Genomic DNA, 19,610 nt, shown 5'->3' with positions numbered 1-19,610 from the left:
AAGGAATATTCCTCACAGCAGAAAGGTATATTCCTCACGACAGAAAGGTATATTCCTCACAGCAGAAAGGTATATTCCTCACGGCAGAAAGGTATATTTCTCACGGCAGAAAGGTATATTCCTCACGACGGTACCTCCCTCTACTTCGCCAGCAATTCTACATAGCAAGGCTCCCGAATCGGAATAAGTAGGTAGCTAAAGCAACGGAATTCTCCCCTCTATTAGGTATATATAGGCCATTTTTGTACCTTTGCAATACAGACAAACAACCTCTCCATCTTCGGAGAGAGAGTACTATTTCTCGTCCACATCGCAGGCTATAGCCTGAGCGCCTTCGAGAGAAGGCCAATGGGACACGAAGCTGCGAAGCAGACGAGCTCTTAAACGGTCGAAGCCTAACATCAAGTGGACGACGGTCCCTTGCGGTTAGGCTTCTTTTATTTCTCCCATCGGATGCTCCATGACTTCCTCCCCGACCCGAAGCAGGGAAAGCTTGGAAGGAAAGGAACGAAGTCACTACCTTTGCAGCGGATTTAAAGCAAGACCTCTCCCTTCAATGAAGAAACTAACCCTACTCATCGCTGTCGCCGCCTTAGGCATCTTGGTCTACAAGCAGATGGCCAAGGAAGCGGCGCCCGCAGAGCAGGCTTCAACCCAAGCCCTCCCAAGCTATTCGCCTCAGGGCGCTATCGAGGACGAGATCATCAATGGGGATACGACCCTGCTTGAGCTACCAAGATTGGCTGGGGGCAACAATAACTACTTCGTCACACACCGAGCTTCGGGGAAGGTAAACTACTCGCTTGAGTACGACGTCACAAAGCTCCATTCGCGCTGGGTTGCATTCTCCTTCGACGCTGCGACGGCAGAAGACAACGTGCGCCGCAGTGACGCGTGGAGCTGGGATCCTAAGATCCCCGCGGCGTATGATACGTCCAACTTCTTCCGCCGAAGTGGCTACAGCCGCGGACATCTGGTAGCCTCCGAAGACCGCACCTTCTCACAGGCTGCCAATGAGCAGACCTTCTACTACACGAATATGAGCCCGCAGCTCCAGACTCATAATGCTGGCATCTGGCACCGCTTGGAGAATCGCGTCCAAGAATGGGCACGCGATCGCGCCTTCTGCGATCAGCTCTACGTCGCCAAGGGTGGGACGATCCGCGATGATCAGGTCGAGGCCGAGCGCATCAAGGGTAAGATGGTCGTCCCCCGCTACTACTGGATGGCGCTTCTGATGAAGAAGGGCAAGACATACGAAGGCATTGCCTTCCTCACCGAACACAGAAACTACGGCAAGGGTGAGCACATCGACAGGCTGACGCTCTCGATTCGCGAGCTGGAGCAGTTCACCGGGCTGGACTTCTTCTATCACCTGCCTGATGACATTGAGCAAGCTGTGGAGACGACGGACCCACATTCTGCAGCTTCGAGACGCTTGTGGTGGCAGCAATAAGCTCCACCCTCTTTGAATTGGTACGAGAAAGCCCCGACCTCCATTAGGAAGCCGGGGCTTGATCTTTGATGTGAGGGCGGGTGAACTAATCGCGGCCCGTGTGGCCAAAACCGCCAGTGCCGCGAGCAGTATTCTCATTAAGCTCCGTGACCAACTCCCACTCCACGACCTCATGACGGGCAACGACCATCTGAGCGATGCGCTCGCCGTCGTTGAACGTAAAGGGCTCCTTGGAGAGATTGATCATAAGGATCTTCAGCTCACCACGATAATCTGAGTCGATAGTCCCTGGGCTATTCGGCAAGGTAATACCATGCTTCAGTGCAAGTCCACTACGAGGACGGATCTGCGCTTCGTAGCCTTCGGGGATCTCAAGGAAGAGACCCGTGGGAATAAGGCAACGCTCGAGAGGCTCCAATACAATCGGCTCCGAGAGATTAGCACGGATGTCCATGCCAGCAGCACCAGAGGTGGCGTAGTGAGGAGCAGGATGGTGAGACTTATTGATCAGCTTAATACGCATAGGAGAGATATAAATGATGGGGATGAGAGACGAAGGCGAAGGCGACTACCTTATTCAGGGTCCTTCCAGTCGCCACCTTCCTTGATGAGGCCGATGAGATGCTCGACGGCTTGAGCTTGAGGTACGCCCTTCTTGATACATTCTTGTCCCTTGTAGAGATCGATCTTACCAGGCGCAGCACCTACATAGCCGTAGTCCGCATCAGCCATTTCGCCTGGACCATTGACGATACAGCCCATGATACCGACCTTGAGTCCCTTGAGATGTGAGGTAGCCGCCTTGATCTCGGCAATAGTATTCTGCAGATTGTAGAGCGTACGACCACAGCCAGGACAGCTGATGAACTCCGTCTTACTCATACGAAGACGGGCTGCCTGCAGGATACCCAGCTCGGTCTTGATGATCTCTTCGGCAGGGAGATGAGGTGCTTCGAGGCAAAGGCCATTACCCCAGCCATCGAGGAAGATACTACCGCAGTCGGCAGCGGCATAGAGGCGGAAGAGCTCCAGATCAGTGGTATCGTAGCGACGACGAAGGAGAATGGGGCAGTTGACACCTGCACGGCGAAGCTGCGTGAAGCCCCAGCGCCAGTCAGCGACGGGATTATCACCACGGCTCTCAAGAAGGAGGAGCGTCTGAGGCGCGGCAGCAAGCTCTGCAAGACACTCAGCCGTAAGTTCGTCCGTAGCAATACTCTTCACGGAGACTCCCACGATAGGCGTACCGCCTGCGAGCTGAAGCAGTCCTTCTCCCGAGAGAATGGCATCGGGACGCTGAGTGAATGAGGAGAGATCTAAAGCCTTCTCCGTCGGATAGAGTACCAAGGGCAGGTTGCTTCCACCTGCGAGGGCTCCGAGAGAAGTCGTATTCTTGCGAGCATCTTGAGCTAACTCGCGGTACTCCTTCCATGAGGGAAGGAGCGATCCGTCCACTGAAAGCGTGACATGCTCACGAGGTGCGATGTAGTCCACAAGAGCACGCGCCACGGGGATCTCACACTCGGGCTCTTCGCTGAGGGAGACGCGGATCGTATCACCGATACCATCAGCCAGGAGCGAACCGATACCGACAGCGCTTTTGATACGACCGTCTTCACCTTCACCAGCCTCCGTCACACCGAGATGCAGAGGATAGGCAGGGTAGCCTAATTCATCGAGACGAGCGACAAGCAGGCGAACTGCAGCAGTCATCACGACGGTATTGGAGGACTTCATCGAGATGACGACATCATAGAAGTCATGCTCACGACAGACATCCAGATATTCCAAGCAACTCTGTACCATCCCCTCGGGCGTATCGCCATAGAGCATCACCATACGCTCCGATAGCGAGCCGTGATTGACACCAATACGTATCGCACGCTTCAGCGTCTTGGCGCGCTCAACAAAAGCGCCGAATCGCTCGCGTACCTTCTCATGCATGGCACGATAGACCTCATCATTCCACTCGGTCGTACCCTTACTATCGACGTAGTTACCAGGATTGACACGCACCTTCTCTACATGCTCCAGTGCCGTATCAGCTGCCGTTGGGTTGAAGTGAATATCAGCTACCAAGGGAGTCGTGATACCACGAGCACGGAGCTCTTTATGGATCACACCGAGGTTAGTAGCTACACGCTTGTCTTGTGCAGTATAGCGCAGATACTCCGCACCAGCGGAGATGATGCGCTCTGCTTGAGCGACAGCAGCCTCCGTATCCAGAGTCGAAGCTGTCGCCATTGACTGGACGCGTACAGGATAGTCACCGCCAAGAGGCGTATCGCCAATATGAACCAACGCTGCACGGCGTCTGTGATAGAGACAAGGCTCAGCGGATGTAGTATGAGAGGGATGATTCTCTGCCATGAATAAGTCTTACAATAATGCAAAAGTAAACCCAGGAAGTGCTTCCACCTCCTGGGTTTACAACATATGTATGCGGGGGTTAGTTCGTCTTGTGCTCGAACTTGACCTCTGCAAGCTCTCGATTAGCCTTGACGACCTTCTCCTTGAGCGACTCCTTGTAGGCTTCGAGTCTACGATAGAGCTCTTCATCAGAGGTAGCCATCATCTGTACGGCCAAGAGTGCAGCATTCTCTGCCGCATTAATTCCCACGGTCGCTACGGGGATACCTGGAGGCATCTGCACCATAGAGTAGAGAGCATCGACGCCCTCCAGGGAAGCCTTAATAGGCACACCGATCACTGGAATGGAAGTCATCGAAGCGATGACACCACAGAGATGGGCAGCCATACCAGCAGCACCGATGATTACCTTGACGCCACGCTCCTTAGCCGTAGTGGCGAACTCCTCTACCTCACGAGGCGTGCGGTGAGCGGAGAGCGCGAGCATCTCAAAGGGAATGCCGAGGGCATCGAGACGAGCGGCAGCTTTCTCCATGATGGGCAGATCGGAGGTACTGCCCATAATGATGCTGACCAGTGGAGATGCTTGCATCTTTATCCTGCGATGAGAGCCTTATAGTCGTCAGCGCTGAGCAGACCTTCTACGTCGTCAGCGTTAGCGGGCTTGATCTTGACGAGCCACCCCTTACCATAGGGATCGCTGTTGACCAGCTCAGGGCTATCTTCGAGCTCGCTGTTGACTTCGAGGATTTCCCCTTCGATAGGGAGGAGGAGGTCAGATACCGTCTTTACAGCTTCGATAGAGCCAAAGACTTCTTCTGCGCTGAGGCTTTCACCTTCGGTCGTGACGTCTACATAGACGATTTCGCCGAGCTCACCCTGAGCGTAGTCCGTGATACCTACGTAGACAACATCACCTTCGAGGCGTGCCCATTCGTGGTCCTTGGTGTACCGCAGTTCCTGTGGAATGTTCATGTTCTTTCTTGGGGGTTATAAAGTTAGTTGATACGAAATAGCTTATTTGCTTTATGGAGCAAAGATAATCAACATATCGGAGCTTACGAAACGTGCCGAAAAGTTTTCACTCACCCCATTTTCTCCAGCTCCAAACTATAGTCTGTAGGTGGCTCCGAGGGAGGCATAGTTCACCGCTCCGCTGGCGAAAAAAGTCCTACCGCAAGAGAGGTCTACAAGGAAATCCTTCGTCACAGCATAGCTTAGCCCCAAGTCACCCCCATGCTCTGCAGGGCCAAAGACTCCATAGTACTCCACGAAGGAGCTTAGTCGATCTGTGAAGTTATAGCCTAATTCTGCGGTCAGAGAGAGGCGACGCATCCCCTCAGCTGAGCCAATGTTACAGGTAAGGGAAAGGCCCGATGCCAGTTCCTGCTCAAGAGCAAGTGTAAGATCTCCCGTCACCCTACGTGCCTCCTCTTGAGGTGCGTAGTTCAGATAGCCGACAAGCGTCATGGCTGGGATCCAGCCATCACCAGAGAAGAGTGCAAGCTTGGAGCTGAGCGTGAGATCTGAGACCTGTACTGCCCCGCGATAAGGACGCTGCAATAGACCTTCTAAGCGGAGCTCAAGATCAGGCACAAGTCCATAGCGAAGCATTAGGCCCATGTTATGATGCCCTGAGGAAGCCCCTACTCCCCACTCGATCTGTAGGCGTCGTGGGCTTAGTACACTTGTTCCCTCACTTTGGTCAGGACGGTCAGGTTGCACTTCATTATCCGTCTGTGCAGAGAGTGATCCAGCCAATAGTGAGCAAGTCAATAAAGAGAGACTCCAGCGGCGGAGTGATGTATAGAGGTAGCGCATATCATGTAAATAGTAATGTATGAGCACAAAGGTACAACTGCTATAATGAAGAAGGCTGTGCCTCCAGCATCCAACCAACATGTGATCTGGATACCGAAGGCACAGCCTCAGTTACCTTATAATATACCTTGGTCTACTACAGGAGCTGCTGACTACGGCGGATGAAGGCAGCAAGTGCCTCACCTGAGAGTAGGCCATTACCAAGGAGCGCAAGGTCAACGAGCTGCCCCACGAGAAGCTCTTCGGCACCGAACTTCTTGATCTCCTCAGAAATCTTCCCTTCAAGTTCGGCTTGCTTACTCGTCAGAGCATCGAGCTCCTCACGTTCGGCCACACTCACCTCTTCGGGCTTCTTAGCTGACTGCACCGTACGAGCAGCTTCGACAAGCTCACTTTGCTCCTGAAGCTCAGCGCGCAGAGTCGAGAGCTTAGGCTCTACAACCTCCTTCTCCGAAGCAAGGAGACGCTGGATCAATGGATGCTCAGTATTGAGTACCACGTTGTAGCCTTCGGGAAGCTCACCATAGAAGTTCATACCAGGCTGCAGCCGAGCCATCTCCTGCATACGGCGCATGAACTCCCCTTGAGTGATCAACACGGCATCAGCACCAGCACCAAGTGCTTCGAGGCTCACGCTATAGTTGCGCTTCTCCTCACGAGGCAGGCGCCCTTCAAAGAGGGCCTTCAAGGCCTTCTGTTCTACATCGGAGAGACTGACAGCACGCTGCTCATCCTTAGCGATAAGCTTATCGATAGGGTCAGAGTCTACTCGTACGAAGCGTGTCTTCTCGAGCTTCTGCTCCAGCTGAGATACCGCATGGACATCCAGAGGACCATCTAAGAGGAGAACAGAGTAGCCCTTAGCCTTAGCACGCTCGATAGCTGTATATTGACTGTTGCGGTCATTCGTATAGAGCCATACGAGCTGGCCTTCCTTATCAGTTTGCTCCCCTTCGGTAAGGGTGCGGTATTCGTCAAGGGTGAAGTGCTTCCCGTCGATATCAGTGACGAGGTCAAACTTCACGGCTCTATCGTAGAACTTCTCATCGGAGAGCATCCCATACTGCACGAAGACCTTCAGACTCTCCCACTTCTCCTCGAAGAGGCTACGCTCATTACGGAAGAGTTCATCAAGTCGGTCAGCGACTTTCTTGGAGATATGATTGGAGATCTTCTTGACCTGAGCATCACTCTGCAGATAAGAGCGCGAGACGTTCAGCGGGATATCTGGAGAGTCGATGACCCCATGCAGCAGAGTCAAGTACTCAGGGACGATCCCTTCTACGTCTTCCGTGACGAAGACTTGGTTAGCATAGAGCTGGATCTTATTGCGCTGCAGCTCCATCTGATTCTTCACCTTGGGGAAGTAGAGGATCCCCGTAAGGTTGAAGGGATAGTCTACATTGAGGTGAATCCAGAAAAGAGGCTCCTCAAAGGTCTGAGGATAGAGTTGGTGATAGAAGGCAATGTAGTCCTCATCCTTCAGCTCCGAGGGCTTCTTGGTCCAAGCGGGGTGTACATCATTGATCTGGTTATCCTCGTCGGTATCGACATAGGCACCATCCTTCCACTCCTGCTTCTTCCCAAAGACGATGGGCACAGGGAGGAATTTGCAGTACTTATTGAGGAGCGTTGAGAGGCGATCCTTGCTGAGGAATTCTTCACTCTCGCTGTCAATATGCAGGATGATATCCGTTCCTCGCTCCGTACGACTCCCCTTCTCCAGGATGTATTCTGGGTTACCTTCGCAGCTCCAGTGGATAGGCTCTGCACCCTCACGATAAGAGAGCGACTGTATCTCGACACGCGAAGACACCATGAAGGACGAGTAGAAGCCCAAACCAAAGTGACCAATGATAGCCACCTTGTCGTCCTTATACTTATCGAGGAACTCCTCTGCTCCAGAGAAGGCTATCTGATTGATGTACTTCTCGACCTCCTCAGCAGTCATACCGATACCACGGTCACTGACAGTGATCGTCTTAGCATCAGCATCGAAGCTAATGGAGACCTTCAAGTCACCCAGCTCACCCTTGAGCTCGCCTGCCGAGGCCAGTGCACGCAGCTTCTGCGAAGCATCTACGGCATTGGATACCAGCTCACGAAGGAAAATATCATGTTCACTGTAGAGGAACTTCTTGATGACGGGGAAGATGTTCTCACTCGTCACCCCAATCTTACCTTGCTTACTCATAGAGTCTATAGTTTATCTTGTATGATGGATATACGTGTTAGTGCCTTCCCTTATTCAAAGAGGATGCCACACCTCTACTCTACGCCAATATGGCAGGCTCTCCCTCACAAACGAATTGATATGCAAATCATGTGTAGGGGGCATTCTGTGATATGCGCATAGCATGATCCAATATGAGACCATTGCACGGCACCTCAAGAGACCATTGCGAAAGTCCATCTCTTCACAGCTTGCGCAATGATTTCATATATAAGTTATGGTGCGTGGGTAGAGCTATATAGGATGGCGAAGAAGGCTATATAGCTTTGTACTAATTCCTATATAGCTTTGCACTGATTACTATATAGCTTTGTGCTGATTCCTATATAGCTTTGTGAAGTGACCTATATTAAGTTGTTGCTCCGCGTATGGATAAAAGTTGTGAACGAGTGGCTGATAAGTTTGGACTACGTACATAGCTCTAATATCTACGTACGTGGATATTTGGATTTACGTACCTGGGCTTTAAGACTACGTGCATAGATAGAAGAATACCACTACGTGAAGGCGCTTTTGTCTTCACGAGAATAGCACTTTTTCCTCCGCTGGATAAGAGGAATACGCGCGATAAGGCGAAGGGCTTGTGTATCTCTTCGGAGAGGCATATCGGGGAGGTAGGCGTGCGATGCCTTAGCAGAATAAATAGAGGGCAGGACTCCGCACAACAGTCTCCAACATTGCTTTATACCCACCACCAATGTTGCACAAACCTCATCTCCATACATTCCACTTTACCAACAACTTACCACTACACACCTAAAACTTAGATAAGCCCACCCCAATCTGCTTGGGAAGATGCTCATTCTTAGAAGCAAACCAGGGCAGACTCTATAGACGATTTAGAGCGTTATGATAGGAGCCTGGTGACTGAAACAGGCCGAGGTATAAGATTTTGTATCTTTGGGATAGCGTGCGTACTAAGTACTCGTCACCAGCTCCCTGCTCCGCAGTGGAGCCCGATTATAATTTTAATGGAGACAATCAAGCAGATATTCCGTATCGGGAGTGGCCCCAGCAGTAGCCACACCATGGGGCCGCGGCGTGCCGCCGAGCAGTTCAGAGACCGTTGTCCTCAAGCCAAGCGCTATGACGTCACGCTCTATGGGAGCCTGGCGGCTACAGGCAAGGGGCACATGACTGATGCTGCTATCCTCGAGACACTGACGCCTGTAGCCCCCACGGAGATTCTGTGGAAACCTGATATCATCCTCCCCTTCCATCCTAATGGGATGAAGTTCGAGGGCTTTGATGATGCAGGCAAGCTCCTTGATACCTATACGGTCTTCAGCATCGGTGGTGGGACGCTCGCCAATGAAGACTTCAACGAGCAGCGCTCTGCGACCATCTATCCTGATAGCCGTATCGTAGATATCATGCACCGCCTGCATGAGGAAGATACGACCTACTGGGAGTATGTAGAGCACTACGAAGGCCCTGAGATCTGGGACTATCTGGCTAAGATTTGGGACGTCATGCAGCAAGCCATCCATTCGGGACTAAATGCAGAAGGAGTCCTCCCTGGAGGCTTGGGGCTCCGCCGTAAGGCTGCTCTCTACAAGGTCAAGGCCGAGGGCTACGGCTCTGCCAGTATCAAGAATAGAGGTCTCGTCTATGCCTATGCGCTCGCTGTCAGCGAGCACAATGCATCAGGCGGACGTGTCGCTACGGCTCCGACTTGTGGGAGCTGTGGTGTCGTCCCCGCGGTACTCTATCACCTCAAGACGAGCCGCAACTTCCCCGAGCAAAGTATCCTGCGTGCCTTGGCGACAGCAGGCCTCTTTGCAAATGTCGTACGTACCAATGCCTCCATCTCGGGCGCAGAAGTCGGATGCCAGGGTGAGATCGGCGTAGCCTGTGCTATGGGAGCCGCTGCCGCCAGCCAGCTCTTCGGTGGCTCCAACCTCCAGATCGAGTACTCTGCAGAGATGGCGCTGGAGCATCACTTAGGCCTCACCTGTGACCCGGTCTGCGGACTCGTCCAGATCCCCTGCATTGAGCGTAATGCCTTCGCTGCAGCTCGTGCCTTAGATGCCAACACCTATGGGACCTTCAGCGATGGACGCCATCGCGTCAGCTTCGACCAGGTCGTCGAGGTGATGCGCAAGACGGGGCATGACCTTCCCAGCCTCTACAGAGAGACTTCTGCAGGCGGTCTCGCTACCGAGTATTCTGCCAAGAAGCCTCCTCGCCCCTGGTAATTCTCCATACCCCAAAAAGCTATGTCGCCTCGCTCTGTCATCCTCAGCCTCTCTACCTCACTTCTCCTCGCTCTCGGTGGAGTGAGTATGGAGCTTCATGCGCAAGCTCCTCGCACAGACTCGGTGAGTCGGGCTGTCAATGACAGCCTTTTGGTGATCCAGTTTGCCGAGGTATATATCTCCGCCAATCGCACTGTCCGTCCCCTCACTATCGAGGAGCGACGACAGCTCTGGCGGCGCATACGTGACGTCAAGAAGGTCTATCCCTACGCCAAATACGTAGCGGCCACGATCATCGAGACCTACGAATATATGCAGACCCTCCCCGAGAAGGAGCAAGAGCCCCACCTCAAGCGAGTCGAGAAGGAGCTCAAGGAAGACATGGAACCTAAGATGAAAGACCTGACCCTCAATCAGGGGAAGCTCCTCATCAAGCTAATCAACCGACAGTGCGGCATGACGGGCTATGAACTCGTCCAAGCCTTCCTCGGGGGCTTCAAGGCATGGACTTGGCAGGTCTTTGCCCGTATCACAGGTGCCAGCCTGAAGGCTACTTACCGTCCCCAGACGGATCCCGACGATGCACTCACCGAACGTATCGTCCGCCTCTACGATCAGCGCATACTCTGACGACAAGCAATTCACCATGAGAATTAAATACGGCCTTTACCTATCCCTCTTCTTAGGCCTCAGCTTCACCGCTTCTGGGAAGTCCAAAGGTCCTATCCGCGTAGCCTGCATCGGCAATAGCATCACCTATGGCTATGGACTCGCAGACCGAGAGCACGAGGCCTATCCCGTCCTCCTGCAGCAGAAGCTGGGAGCGAAGTACCAAGTAGAGAACTTCGGGAAGTCTGGAGCTACACTGCTCGCTCGAGGGCATCGCCCTTACTTCCAGCAGGAGGAGTACAAAAAGGCTCTGGCTTTCCGCCCAGATATCGCCGTGATTCATCTCGGGGTCAATGACACGGACCCTCGCAATTGGCCGAACTATCAGGATGAGTTCATTCCCGATTATCACCACCTCATCGATACCTTACGCGCCGTCAATCCTCAGGTACGTATCCTCATCGCTCGCACGACACCTATTGGTGTGGAGCATCCTCGCTTTGAGTCGGGTACGCGAGACTGGCAGCTACAGATACAGCAGGCCATTGAGCAGGTGGCTAAGAGTGCAGATGTTGAGCTTATCGACTTCCACACTCCACTCTATCCCTACCCCCATTACTTTCCCGATGCAGTGCACCCCATAGCAGCTGGTATGCACTTCCTCGCAGAGACTGCCTACCAAGCTATCTCGGGTGACTTCGGAGGACTACAGCTCCCAGCCATCTATTCTGATGGGATGGTCCTGCAGCGCCAGCGTTCACTGACCATCCGAGGGAAAGCCAATGCAGGGGAACTTGTCACACTCTCCTTCCATGGCTGGAGTGGTAATACTAAGACTAATCGCCTCGGGGAATGGGCGATCACCCTCCCAGCGCAGTCAGCTGGTGGTCCCTATAGCCTTGAGGTAAGCACACCTCAGAGCAAGCGTGAGATCAAGCTTAGCAACGTCTATGTAGGGGAAGTTTGGCTATGCTCTGGGCAGTCCAACATGGCTTTCATGCTCAGTCAAAGCACGGATAAAGAGCATCGTCCCATACAGCCTGACAGTATGCTGCGCATCTACAACATGCAGCCCGCCCACGAGACGACTGCCACAGCTTGGCCTGTGAGCTTCTTAGACTCACTGGATCAACTCCGCTACTACCTCCCTGCTACATGGGAAGGAGCTCGTCCCTCTAAGACCAACATCTCAGCGATCGCCTATCACTTCGCTCGTGAGCTGAGAGATAGCCTCCAGATACCCGTCGGTATCGTAGTCAATGCCATCGGTGGCTCTCCCACGGAGGCGTGGATTGACCGCGCCACACTTGAGCAGGAGCTCCCTGCGATCCTGCGCCAATGGAGGAAGAATGATTTCATCATGCCATGGGTACGTGAGCGCGCTGGGCAGAACCTCCAAGCACGAGACACACCTCTTGCTCGCCATCCCTACGCTCCGACTTATCTCTACGATACGGGGATACGTCCACTCTCCAGCTACACATTCCGAGGGGCTATCTGGTATCAAGGAGAGTCCAACGCCCATAACATCGAGGCACATAAGCAACTCTTCCCGCTTCTTGTTAAGAGTTGGCGTAAGACCTTCGGTGCTACCCTCCCCTTCTATTATGTCCAGCTCTCCTCGATCAACCGCCCTTCATGGCCCGCCTTCCGCGATAGCCAGCGACGTCTTGCCCGTCCACACAGAGGGGTTGATATGGTTGTCTCAATGGACCACGGAGACAAGACGGATGTCCACCCTACCATTAAGTATCCTATCGGGCATCGCTTGGCACTGCTCGCTCTCTCTGGACAATACGGCTACCGCTCCCTCGAGGCGCGTAGCCCCGAGCTACTCAGTGTAAGCTGGCAGCAGGCACAAGTACTCGAACTCACGTTTGCAGGCACCTCAGAGCTACGCACATCCGATGCGAAAGAGCTGAGAGGCTTCGAAGTCCTCACCTACGATGGGAAGACTCATCCACTCACGGGTTCTCTGGAGGGTGCGACAGTCACACTCCAGCTTCCAGCCACACTCCAAGGGAAAGACCTCTGGCGTCTACGCTACGCATGGCGTCCTTACACGGATGCTAACCTCACGGGCGCTACAGGCCTCCCCGTAAGCACCTTCTCCATTGACCTCAAGACCGATGCTCATGACGCTCAATAAGCTACGCTCTCCACTTGCCCTCACGGCTACCAGCCTCTTAGCTGGTCTATACTCCTGCTCTTCGTCCAACCCTGAGCTTACGATCAAGCTGGATAAGTTAGCCTCCAGCGACACCATCGCTTGGGTAACCTACTTAGGACACGAGGGACAGCAGACCGACACTCTACTTCACTTCGAGCCGACGATCCACCTCTCGCCCGACACCGCACGCTTCCACTCGGTCATCTTCTCACATGACGGTGCTACGCGCGTACATTACTATATACTCCAGGGGAAGACATGGAAGGAAGTGACGACGATGCAGGTCGACACAACAAAGCTCACGAGCGTCCTTCCCTTTGAAGGGGTTGATCTGCAGGGAAAGTCCCACACAATCTCCGAGCTCTATGCGCATCACAGCGTTGAGCTTGTATTTGCTTCACCTGAGGGGTTGCAAAGCCTCACCCGCCGAGAGCAGGAGGGGCTGCAAGCCAAGGCTCGTCCCGACAGCCTCCAGTTCGTCATCCTCTACCCTACGCCGTCTGATAGCGCAGCCCGAGGTCAGTTCCGCCGTGACAGTCTACGAGGTATCGCTTTCTCTGATAGCTTAGGCTTAGTCTCTCGACTTCGAAGGGAGTACGGCGTACAAGGGAACGACCGACCCGTGCGCTTCCAGATCGACACCTTAGGGCGAGTCAAGCGGCACTGACCTCACCGCAATACAAACACAAACACAAACACAAACACAAACACCATCCCCCGACCCAACATCTATACCACTATGCTTGTCAAGACCTACGCTGCAGCCCTACAGAGCATCCAAGCTCGTACGGTGACGATAGAGGTAAGCTGTACTCGCGGTTCTTACTTCCAGCTTGTTGGCCTCCCCGACACTGCTATCAAGGAGAGTCAAGACCGCATCATCTCGGCCATCGAGAGTAGCGGATACAAGTTCCCAGGGAAGCGCATTGTCATCAACATGAGTCCAGCTGACCTACGCAAAGAGGGGGCAGCCTATGACCTACCTCTTGCGATCGGACTCTTAGCTGCTGACGGACAGATCCCCTCCGACCTACTTGAGCACTATATGATAATGGGCGAACTCTCCCTCGATGGAGCCGTTCGCCCTATTCATGGTGCCCTACCCATAGCCATCCAAGCCCGAAGCGAAGGATACCGCGGCTTCATTCTTCCCGAAGCCAATGCTCGGGAGGCTGCCGTCGTCAATAAGCTTGAGGTGCATGCTGCCCGCACCCTGCGCGAAGTCATCGGGATGCTGACAGGAGAGGCGCCTCTACCCATCGTCGAGGTCGACACACGTGGAGAATTCTATCGAGGGATAGAGAGCGAGACCTTTGACTTCTCCGAGGTCAAGGGACAAGAAACCGTGAAGCGAGCACTCGAAGTCGCGGCAGCTGGCGGACACAACCTCCTGATGATCGGTGCCCCAGGGAGCGGAAAGTCTATGATGGCAAAGCGACTGCCCAGCATCCTTCCGCCCTTCACTCTCGGCGAAAGCCTCGAAACAACGAAGATTTATTCGGTAGCAGGGAAACTGGGTAAGGACGTCACCTTGATGACGACACGCCCCTTCCGTGCCCCACACCACTCCATTTCGCCCGTTGCACTGGTCGGTGGTGGAAGCAATCCCCAGCCTGGAGAGATTAGCTTGGCACACAATGGAGTGCTTTTCTTAGACGAGCTTCCGGAGTTCAGCCGCAATGTCTTAGAGGTCATGCGTCAGCCACTGGAGGAGCGTGTCGTGACAGTAGCTCGGGCACGCTATACCGTAGACTACCCCGCCAGCTTCATGCTGGTAGCAGCGATGAATCCGTGCCCTTGTGGCTACTACAACCACCCGACCCACGCCTGCGAATGCACCCCACAGCAGGTACAGCGTTATCTGGGGAAGGTATCAGGCCCTCTGCTCGACCGCATCGACCTGCAGGTAGAGATCGTCCCCGTAGACTTTGAGAAGCTCTCCGATGCTCGTCCCTCAGAGAGTAGTGAGCGCATCCGAGAGCGGGTCTTAGCCGCACGCGAGATACAGACTCGGCGCTTCGCTCCCTACCCCGAGGTACACTGCAATGCGCAGATGACCCCACGGCTTATGCAGCTCTTTGCCCGCCCCGATGCCGAAGGGCTGGAGAAGCTCCGTCTCGCCATGGAGCGATTGGATCTGTCGGCACGTGCCTACGACCGCATCCTCAAGGTAGCTCGTACCATCGCTGACCTTGCTGGCTCCGAAGAGATCCGCAAGGAGCACATCGCTGAGGCCATTCACTACCGCAGTCTTGACCGCGCCTCTTGGGGGCAGCGGTAGCTTCAGCACCTCCTACATCCTCACGAACTTTTATTACCATACTCTAAAGCCATCAGAGTAGCCTCAGAGAGAGGGCTGCTCCGAAGCTCTATACATATCAAAACGAAGTAGTACTGGTTAATTTTCCCCTTCATAGGACCACTACCGACGAGCTTCACTTACCACAATATAGAGGGGTGCTCAAGCGTGTGCTCTCTGATGTCGAAACACCTGATAATGTGAGTGGCGGAAGAGTAAAATCACTGTGGGAAGCAGCGGAATACTTAGTATTTTGGTATCGTGGCCTAATCCATAGGCTACCTAATGAATAATTCGTATTTTTGCGGCTGATATTCGCTAAGCACATAACGACTTATACACAAACCAATCAGCTATGTACTGGACATTAGAACTGGCATCTAAGCTCGAAGATGCACCATGGCCCGCAAGCCGTGACGAACTCATCGACTACGCCCAGCGCTCTGGGGCTCCCATCGAAGTCATTGAGAACCTCCAGGAAATGGAGGATGAGGGCGAGCTATACGAATCCATCGAAGATATCTGGCCCGACTACCCAAGTAAGGAAGACTTCTTCTTTGACGAAGAGGAATACTAGCCCACCTCCATTCGGAGGCTATAAATCCGATGGGCAAGACACCCCACTCCTACTCTCGTAGGTATAGAGACCTCGGTCTCCTGGGTTGTCTTGCCCATCGTGTGTTTCACCTCAACGGTATAATCTCTCCCTCTAATTGAGCAAAGAAGAAGACTCTAGACGAGTGTAGCCCTGCATAATGCAACAGCGCCCCCTCTCCTTCTACTGGAGGGGGGCGCTGTCTTATATAGGGTATTAGAATCTTATTCCTTTACTTCCCAGTAGGCGTCCTTCATCAGGACGTCTTCAAGCTTGCGGATACCGGGCTTCTGAGCACGAACCTCTTCGATCTGCTGCGTGACAGCCTGGTCATAGCAGATGTCCTCGACGTCGCGGATGATACCGAAGGCTACAGGCATATCATCACTCGTACCCATCATCGCCAGCATGGTGTGGAGGGTAGGATCGACTTCGTGAGCATCGTGCGTCAGGACATCATCCAGTGTGTAGCCATCTTCGCCGATGGTCACGACCTTGAGGCGAAGGCCATCAAGGACGATACCCTTATTCTTCTCCTTACCGAAGATCATCTTCTCGCCATGGCGAAGTACGACAGAGCGGTCTTCACGCGTGTCACGCTGTGCTACACCCTTATGGATACCATCATTGAAGATCACACAGTTCACCAGTACTTCGACGACAGCAGCGCCCTTATGCTGAGCACTTGCTACCATACACTGCCCGAGGAGCTTCATATCGATATCCAGTGAGCGAGCGAAGAAGCGACCACGTGCACCGAAGCAGAGTTCTGCAGGGATGAAGGGATCTTCGACCGTACCGAAGGGCGAGCTCTTTGAGACGAAGCCACGCTCAGAGGTAGGGGAATACTGCCCCTTCGTCAGACCATAGATACGGTTGTTGAAGAGGATGAAGTTGAGGTCTACATTACGACGGATAGCGTGGATGAAGTGGTTACCACCGATAGCGAGGCTATCACCGTCACCCGTAGCGATCCATACACAGAGGTCGGGGCGAGCGGTCTTAAGACCTGTAGCGATAGCTGCAGCACGCCCGTGGATCGTGTGGAAGCCGTAGGCGTTCACATAGTAGGGTAGACGTGAGGAGCACCCGATACCCGAGATGACTGCCGTCTGCTCGGTCGAGATACCCACCTCGGCCATAGACTTCTGGAGAGTAGCCAAGACACCATGGTCACCACAGCCAGGACACCAGCGTACGTACTGGTCGCTCTTGAAGCTCTTAGCGTCTAACTTCACTGGGTTTGCATTCGTTTCCATAGGGCTATTCTTCGATAAGTTTGATGAATTCTTCGACTAAGTGAGAGAGGCTGAAGGGCTGGCCAGTCACCTCGTTGTACTGATGAGGCACGAAGTTGTCGATCAGACCACGCAGGTGACGAGCGAACATACCCGTATTCTGCTCAGCGATGATGACCTTCTTGTAGCGGCGCAGCACTTCCTCTGTGTTCTTAGGCAGAGGGTTGATGAAAGCGAAGTGGGCATGAGCGATCTTGTAGCCCTGCTCACGTACCTTATGGGAAGCTTCGTAGAGGTGCCCATAGGTACCACCCCAGCCGACGATCAGCGTATCGGCATCCTGATCGCCTTCGACCTCGAGGAGAGGGATCTCATTAGAGATGTAGTCGATCTTCTCCTGACGGGTCTTGACCATGAGGGCGTGGTTAGCAGCGTCAGTGCTGATAGCACTGGTCGTGAAGTTCTTTTCAAGACCACCGAGACGGTGCTCGAAGCCTGGGGTACCTGGTACAGCCCAGTAGCGAACCTTTGTTTCGGGGTTGCGGAAGTAAGGACGCCAGCCCTCAGCTGCACCTTCAGGGAGCTTAGACACGTAGTTAGGCTCGATCGTGGGTAGCTCGTGGAGGTCAGGAATTCGCCAAGCTGACGAGCCATTAGCAACGAAGGTATCCGTAAGCAGGATAACAGGAGTCATATGCTCAACGGCGATCTTAGCAGCCCAGTAGGCATAGAGGAAGCAAGTATCAGGTGTCGTCGCAGCGAGGACAGGGATAGGAGCTTCACCATTGCGGCCGTAGAGAGCCTGCATCAGGTCGGTCTGTTCGCTCTTTGTGGGAAGCCCCGTTGAAGGACCACCGCGCTGTACGTCGATGATGACCAGAGGAAGCTCAGCCATCACAGCGAGGCCAATAGCTTCACTCTTCAGGGCAAGACCAGGCCCAGAGGTAGTCGTCACAGCGAGGTCACCAGCGAAGGAAGCACCGATAGCGGTACAGATACCAGCGATTTCGTCTTCTGCCTGGACGGTCTTCACGCCAAGAGCCTTGTGCTTAGCGAGCTCATGGAGGATATCCGTAGCAGGAGTGATAGGATAGCTACCGAGGAAGAGTTCGAGACCAGCTTGCTCAGAAGCTGCGATCAGCCCGTAAGCAGTAGCCTTGTTACCATTGATATCGAGGTAGCGGCCTGGTACAGGCTTCTGCGTTTCGATGCGGAAGATGCTGGCCGAGGCGTGGGTATTAGCACCGAAGTCAAAGCCGTGGTTCAGCGATGCGATGTTAGCATCACGGAGCTGAGGCTTCTTACCGAACTTACGGTCGAGGAACTGCTCTGCGGGGCCAAGAGGACGATCACAGATCCAGCAGATGAGCCCAAGAGCAAACATGTTCTTGCATCGGAGGGCAGACTTAGCGTCGAGGCCAAAGTCCTTAAGACCTTCCTTCACGATCGAAGAGATCGGAGCAGGGATGACCTGCTGAGTCTTCAGTCCGAGTTCTTCGAAGGGATCTTCAGTCAGGAACTCAGCCTTACGCAGGTCGTTGGTGGAGAAGGAGTCTGTGTCGATGATGATGATCGAGTCCTTCTTAAGGTATTTGACACTAACCTTAAGAGCGGCAGGATTCATCGCCACAAGAATGTCCGCATTCTCACCTGGAGTACGTACCGAGCGAGAGCCGATCTGGACTTGATATCCAGATACACCACTCAGGGTACCCTGTGGGGCGCGGATCTCAGCGGGGAAGTCGGGGAGTGTCGAGATGGTGTTCCCCGTCATGGCGGAGAGGTCAGAGAAGATCGTCCCTGTGAGCTGCATACCGTCCCCCGAGTCACCGGAGAAGCGGATCACGATGTCTTTAAGGGTTTTGACCGCTTTCTGTTCGTCCATAGCTTTACTACTACAAATTATATAATACGTATGTTAGCACGGCCAAAGCCACCCATGGGAGGTTGTGTCTTCTGGTGAGGAATAGTACCGTTAGTGATAGAGGACATGCCGTGCCACCATTGCTTATTTTGTTCTGCAAATGCAAAGCAAAGCTAACGAATAAAGTACACCCCACCAAACCCCGACTTAATTAAATATTTTCACAAACATAGGGATTACATCCCCTCCTTCACAAGGCGATAGCAGCTACTGACTGAGTAGTCAGCAGAGGGGGTCATCATCCTTATCAGTAAGCTGCCTCCAGCTCTTAAATATCCTAAAGCGGGGGACCGTAAGTGAGGGAAAGAGGTTATTAAATTAGTGGCAACTCACTATACATTGGCTTATTAAGACCCTTCTTTCTTCAAGCTCTAAGCCCCGATTCATAAGGCCCCCTATTACTGGGGGCTGTCTCTAACCAATAGTGCTCTGCGGGTGAAGCAATACTACTTTGCACTCGAAGCAATATTGAGGCCATTGTACCAGATCATCTCTTCACAGCTTGCACTTTTCTCCTTCGAACTTCTCAACCTAAAGCCTCCTATTTTCGGGGAAAAAAGGTACGAGTAATGGAGAGGTGGGCTTGCGCAATGGTCTCATAATAGGTATATGGATGCGTGGGTAGAGTTCTATTCTATAGGATGGCGAAGAAAGCTATATAGCTTCGTACTGATTACTATATAGCTTTGTGCTGATT

15 protein-coding genes are annotated in these 19,610 nt (G+C 53.3%); 7 read left to right on the top strand and 8 right to left on the bottom strand.

The genetic code is table 11. The features are described 5' to 3' along the window. The first annotated feature begins 556 nt into the window (after positions 1-556). Complete coding sequence (locus tag IEX77_RS01545; protein ID WP_229770766.1) at positions 557-1,456, top strand: DNA/RNA non-specific endonuclease; 900 nt, start codon at positions 557-559, stop codon at positions 1,454-1,456. A gap of 85 nt (positions 1,457-1,541) precedes the next feature. Here the strand turns inward: IEX77_RS01545 and dut are convergent, their stop codons facing one another. From dut to htpG, 6 genes are all read right to left on the bottom strand, one after another. After that, on the bottom strand, positions 1,542-1,979 hold the full coding sequence (gene dut, locus IEX77_RS01540) for a dUTP diphosphatase (RefSeq protein WP_188807399.1): 438 nt from the start codon (positions 1,977-1,979) through the stop codon (positions 1,542-1,544). Between the two features lie 50 nt (positions 1,980-2,029). Then, positions 2,030-3,826, bottom strand: a complete 1,797-nt coding sequence (gene ispG / locus IEX77_RS01535; protein WP_188807398.1) for a (E)-4-hydroxy-3-methylbut-2-enyl-diphosphate synthase — start codon at positions 3,824-3,826, stop codon at positions 2,030-2,032. 79 nt (positions 3,827-3,905) lie between these two features. Beyond that, complete coding sequence (gene purE / locus IEX77_RS01530) at positions 3,906-4,418, bottom strand: 5-(carboxyamino)imidazole ribonucleotide mutase (RefSeq protein ID WP_009433103.1); 513 nt, start codon at positions 4,416-4,418, stop codon at positions 3,906-3,908. 2 nt (positions 4,419-4,420) lie between these two features. Further along, positions 4,421-4,801 (bottom strand): glycine cleavage system protein GcvH, encoded by a 381-nt coding sequence (gcvH, locus tag IEX77_RS01525; protein ID WP_009433119.1) that lies wholly within the window; start codon positions 4,799-4,801, stop codon positions 4,421-4,423. Positions 4,802-4,936: 135 nt separating this feature from the next. After that, positions 4,937-5,647 carry a transporter gene (locus IEX77_RS01520; RefSeq protein ID WP_188807397.1) on the bottom strand — a complete coding sequence of 237 codons (711 nt, stop codon included), beginning with the start codon at positions 5,645-5,647 and terminating at the stop codon, positions 4,937-4,939. 136 nt (positions 5,648-5,783) lie between these two features. Continuing rightward, positions 5,784-7,841 (bottom strand): molecular chaperone HtpG, encoded by a 2,058-nt coding sequence (gene htpG, locus IEX77_RS01515; RefSeq protein ID WP_188807396.1) that lies wholly within the window; start codon positions 7,839-7,841, stop codon positions 5,784-5,786. Positions 7,842-8,851: 1,010 nt separating this feature from the next. On the opposite strand from htpG, the gene IEX77_RS01510 reads away from it, so the two are divergent. From IEX77_RS01510 to IEX77_RS01485, 6 genes are all read left to right on the top strand, one after another. Beyond that, positions 8,852-10,078 carry an L-serine ammonia-lyase, iron-sulfur-dependent, subunit alpha gene (locus tag IEX77_RS01510; protein WP_009432927.1) on the top strand — a complete coding sequence of 409 codons (1,227 nt, stop codon included), beginning with the start codon at positions 8,852-8,854 and terminating at the stop codon, positions 10,076-10,078. A 21-nt stretch (positions 10,079-10,099) separates the two neighbouring features. Beyond that, positions 10,100-10,708, top strand: coding sequence for a DUF4294 domain-containing protein (locus IEX77_RS01505; RefSeq protein ID WP_188807395.1), 609 nt, complete (start codon positions 10,100-10,102; stop codon positions 10,706-10,708). A gap of 16 nt (positions 10,709-10,724) precedes the next feature. Further along, positions 10,725-12,836, top strand: coding sequence for a GDSL-type esterase/lipase family protein (locus tag IEX77_RS01500; protein WP_188807394.1), 2,112 nt, complete (start codon positions 10,725-10,727; stop codon positions 12,834-12,836). Beyond that, entirely contained in the window at positions 12,823-13,524 is a 702-nt protein-coding gene (locus tag IEX77_RS01495) for a hypothetical protein (RefSeq protein ID WP_188807393.1), read from the top strand. The genes IEX77_RS01500 and IEX77_RS01495 overlap by 14 nt, the downstream gene beginning before the upstream one ends. 72 nt (positions 13,525-13,596) lie before the next feature. Continuing rightward, on the top strand, positions 13,597-15,138 hold the full coding sequence (locus tag IEX77_RS01490; RefSeq protein ID WP_188807392.1) for a YifB family Mg chelatase-like AAA ATPase: 1,542 nt from the start codon (positions 13,597-13,599) through the stop codon (positions 15,136-15,138). Positions 15,139-15,511: 373 nt separating this feature from the next. Beyond that, positions 15,512-15,733 carry a DUF2795 domain-containing protein gene (locus tag IEX77_RS01485; RefSeq protein WP_005467333.1) on the top strand — a complete coding sequence of 74 codons (222 nt, stop codon included), beginning with the start codon at positions 15,512-15,514 and terminating at the stop codon, positions 15,731-15,733. A gap of 242 nt (positions 15,734-15,975) precedes the next feature. Here the strand turns inward: IEX77_RS01485 and IEX77_RS01480 are convergent, their stop codons facing one another. Further along, entirely contained in the window at positions 15,976-17,010 is a 1,035-nt protein-coding gene (locus IEX77_RS01480) for a 2-oxoacid:ferredoxin oxidoreductase subunit beta (RefSeq protein ID WP_188807391.1), read from the bottom strand. Between the two features lie 4 nt (positions 17,011-17,014). Beyond that, positions 17,015-18,874, bottom strand: a complete 1,860-nt coding sequence (locus IEX77_RS01475) for a 2-oxoacid:acceptor oxidoreductase subunit alpha (protein WP_188807390.1) — start codon at positions 18,872-18,874, stop codon at positions 17,015-17,017. Positions 18,875-19,610 lie beyond the last annotated feature (736 nt).

This window comes from Porphyromonas pasteri (assembly GCF_014647755.1).
Classification (GTDB): domain Bacteria; phylum Bacteroidota; class Bacteroidia; order Bacteroidales; family Porphyromonadaceae; genus Porphyromonas; species Porphyromonas pasteri.
The sequence above is the reverse complement of the archived record's forward strand: the minus strand, read 5'-3'. Positions and strand labels throughout refer to the sequence as shown.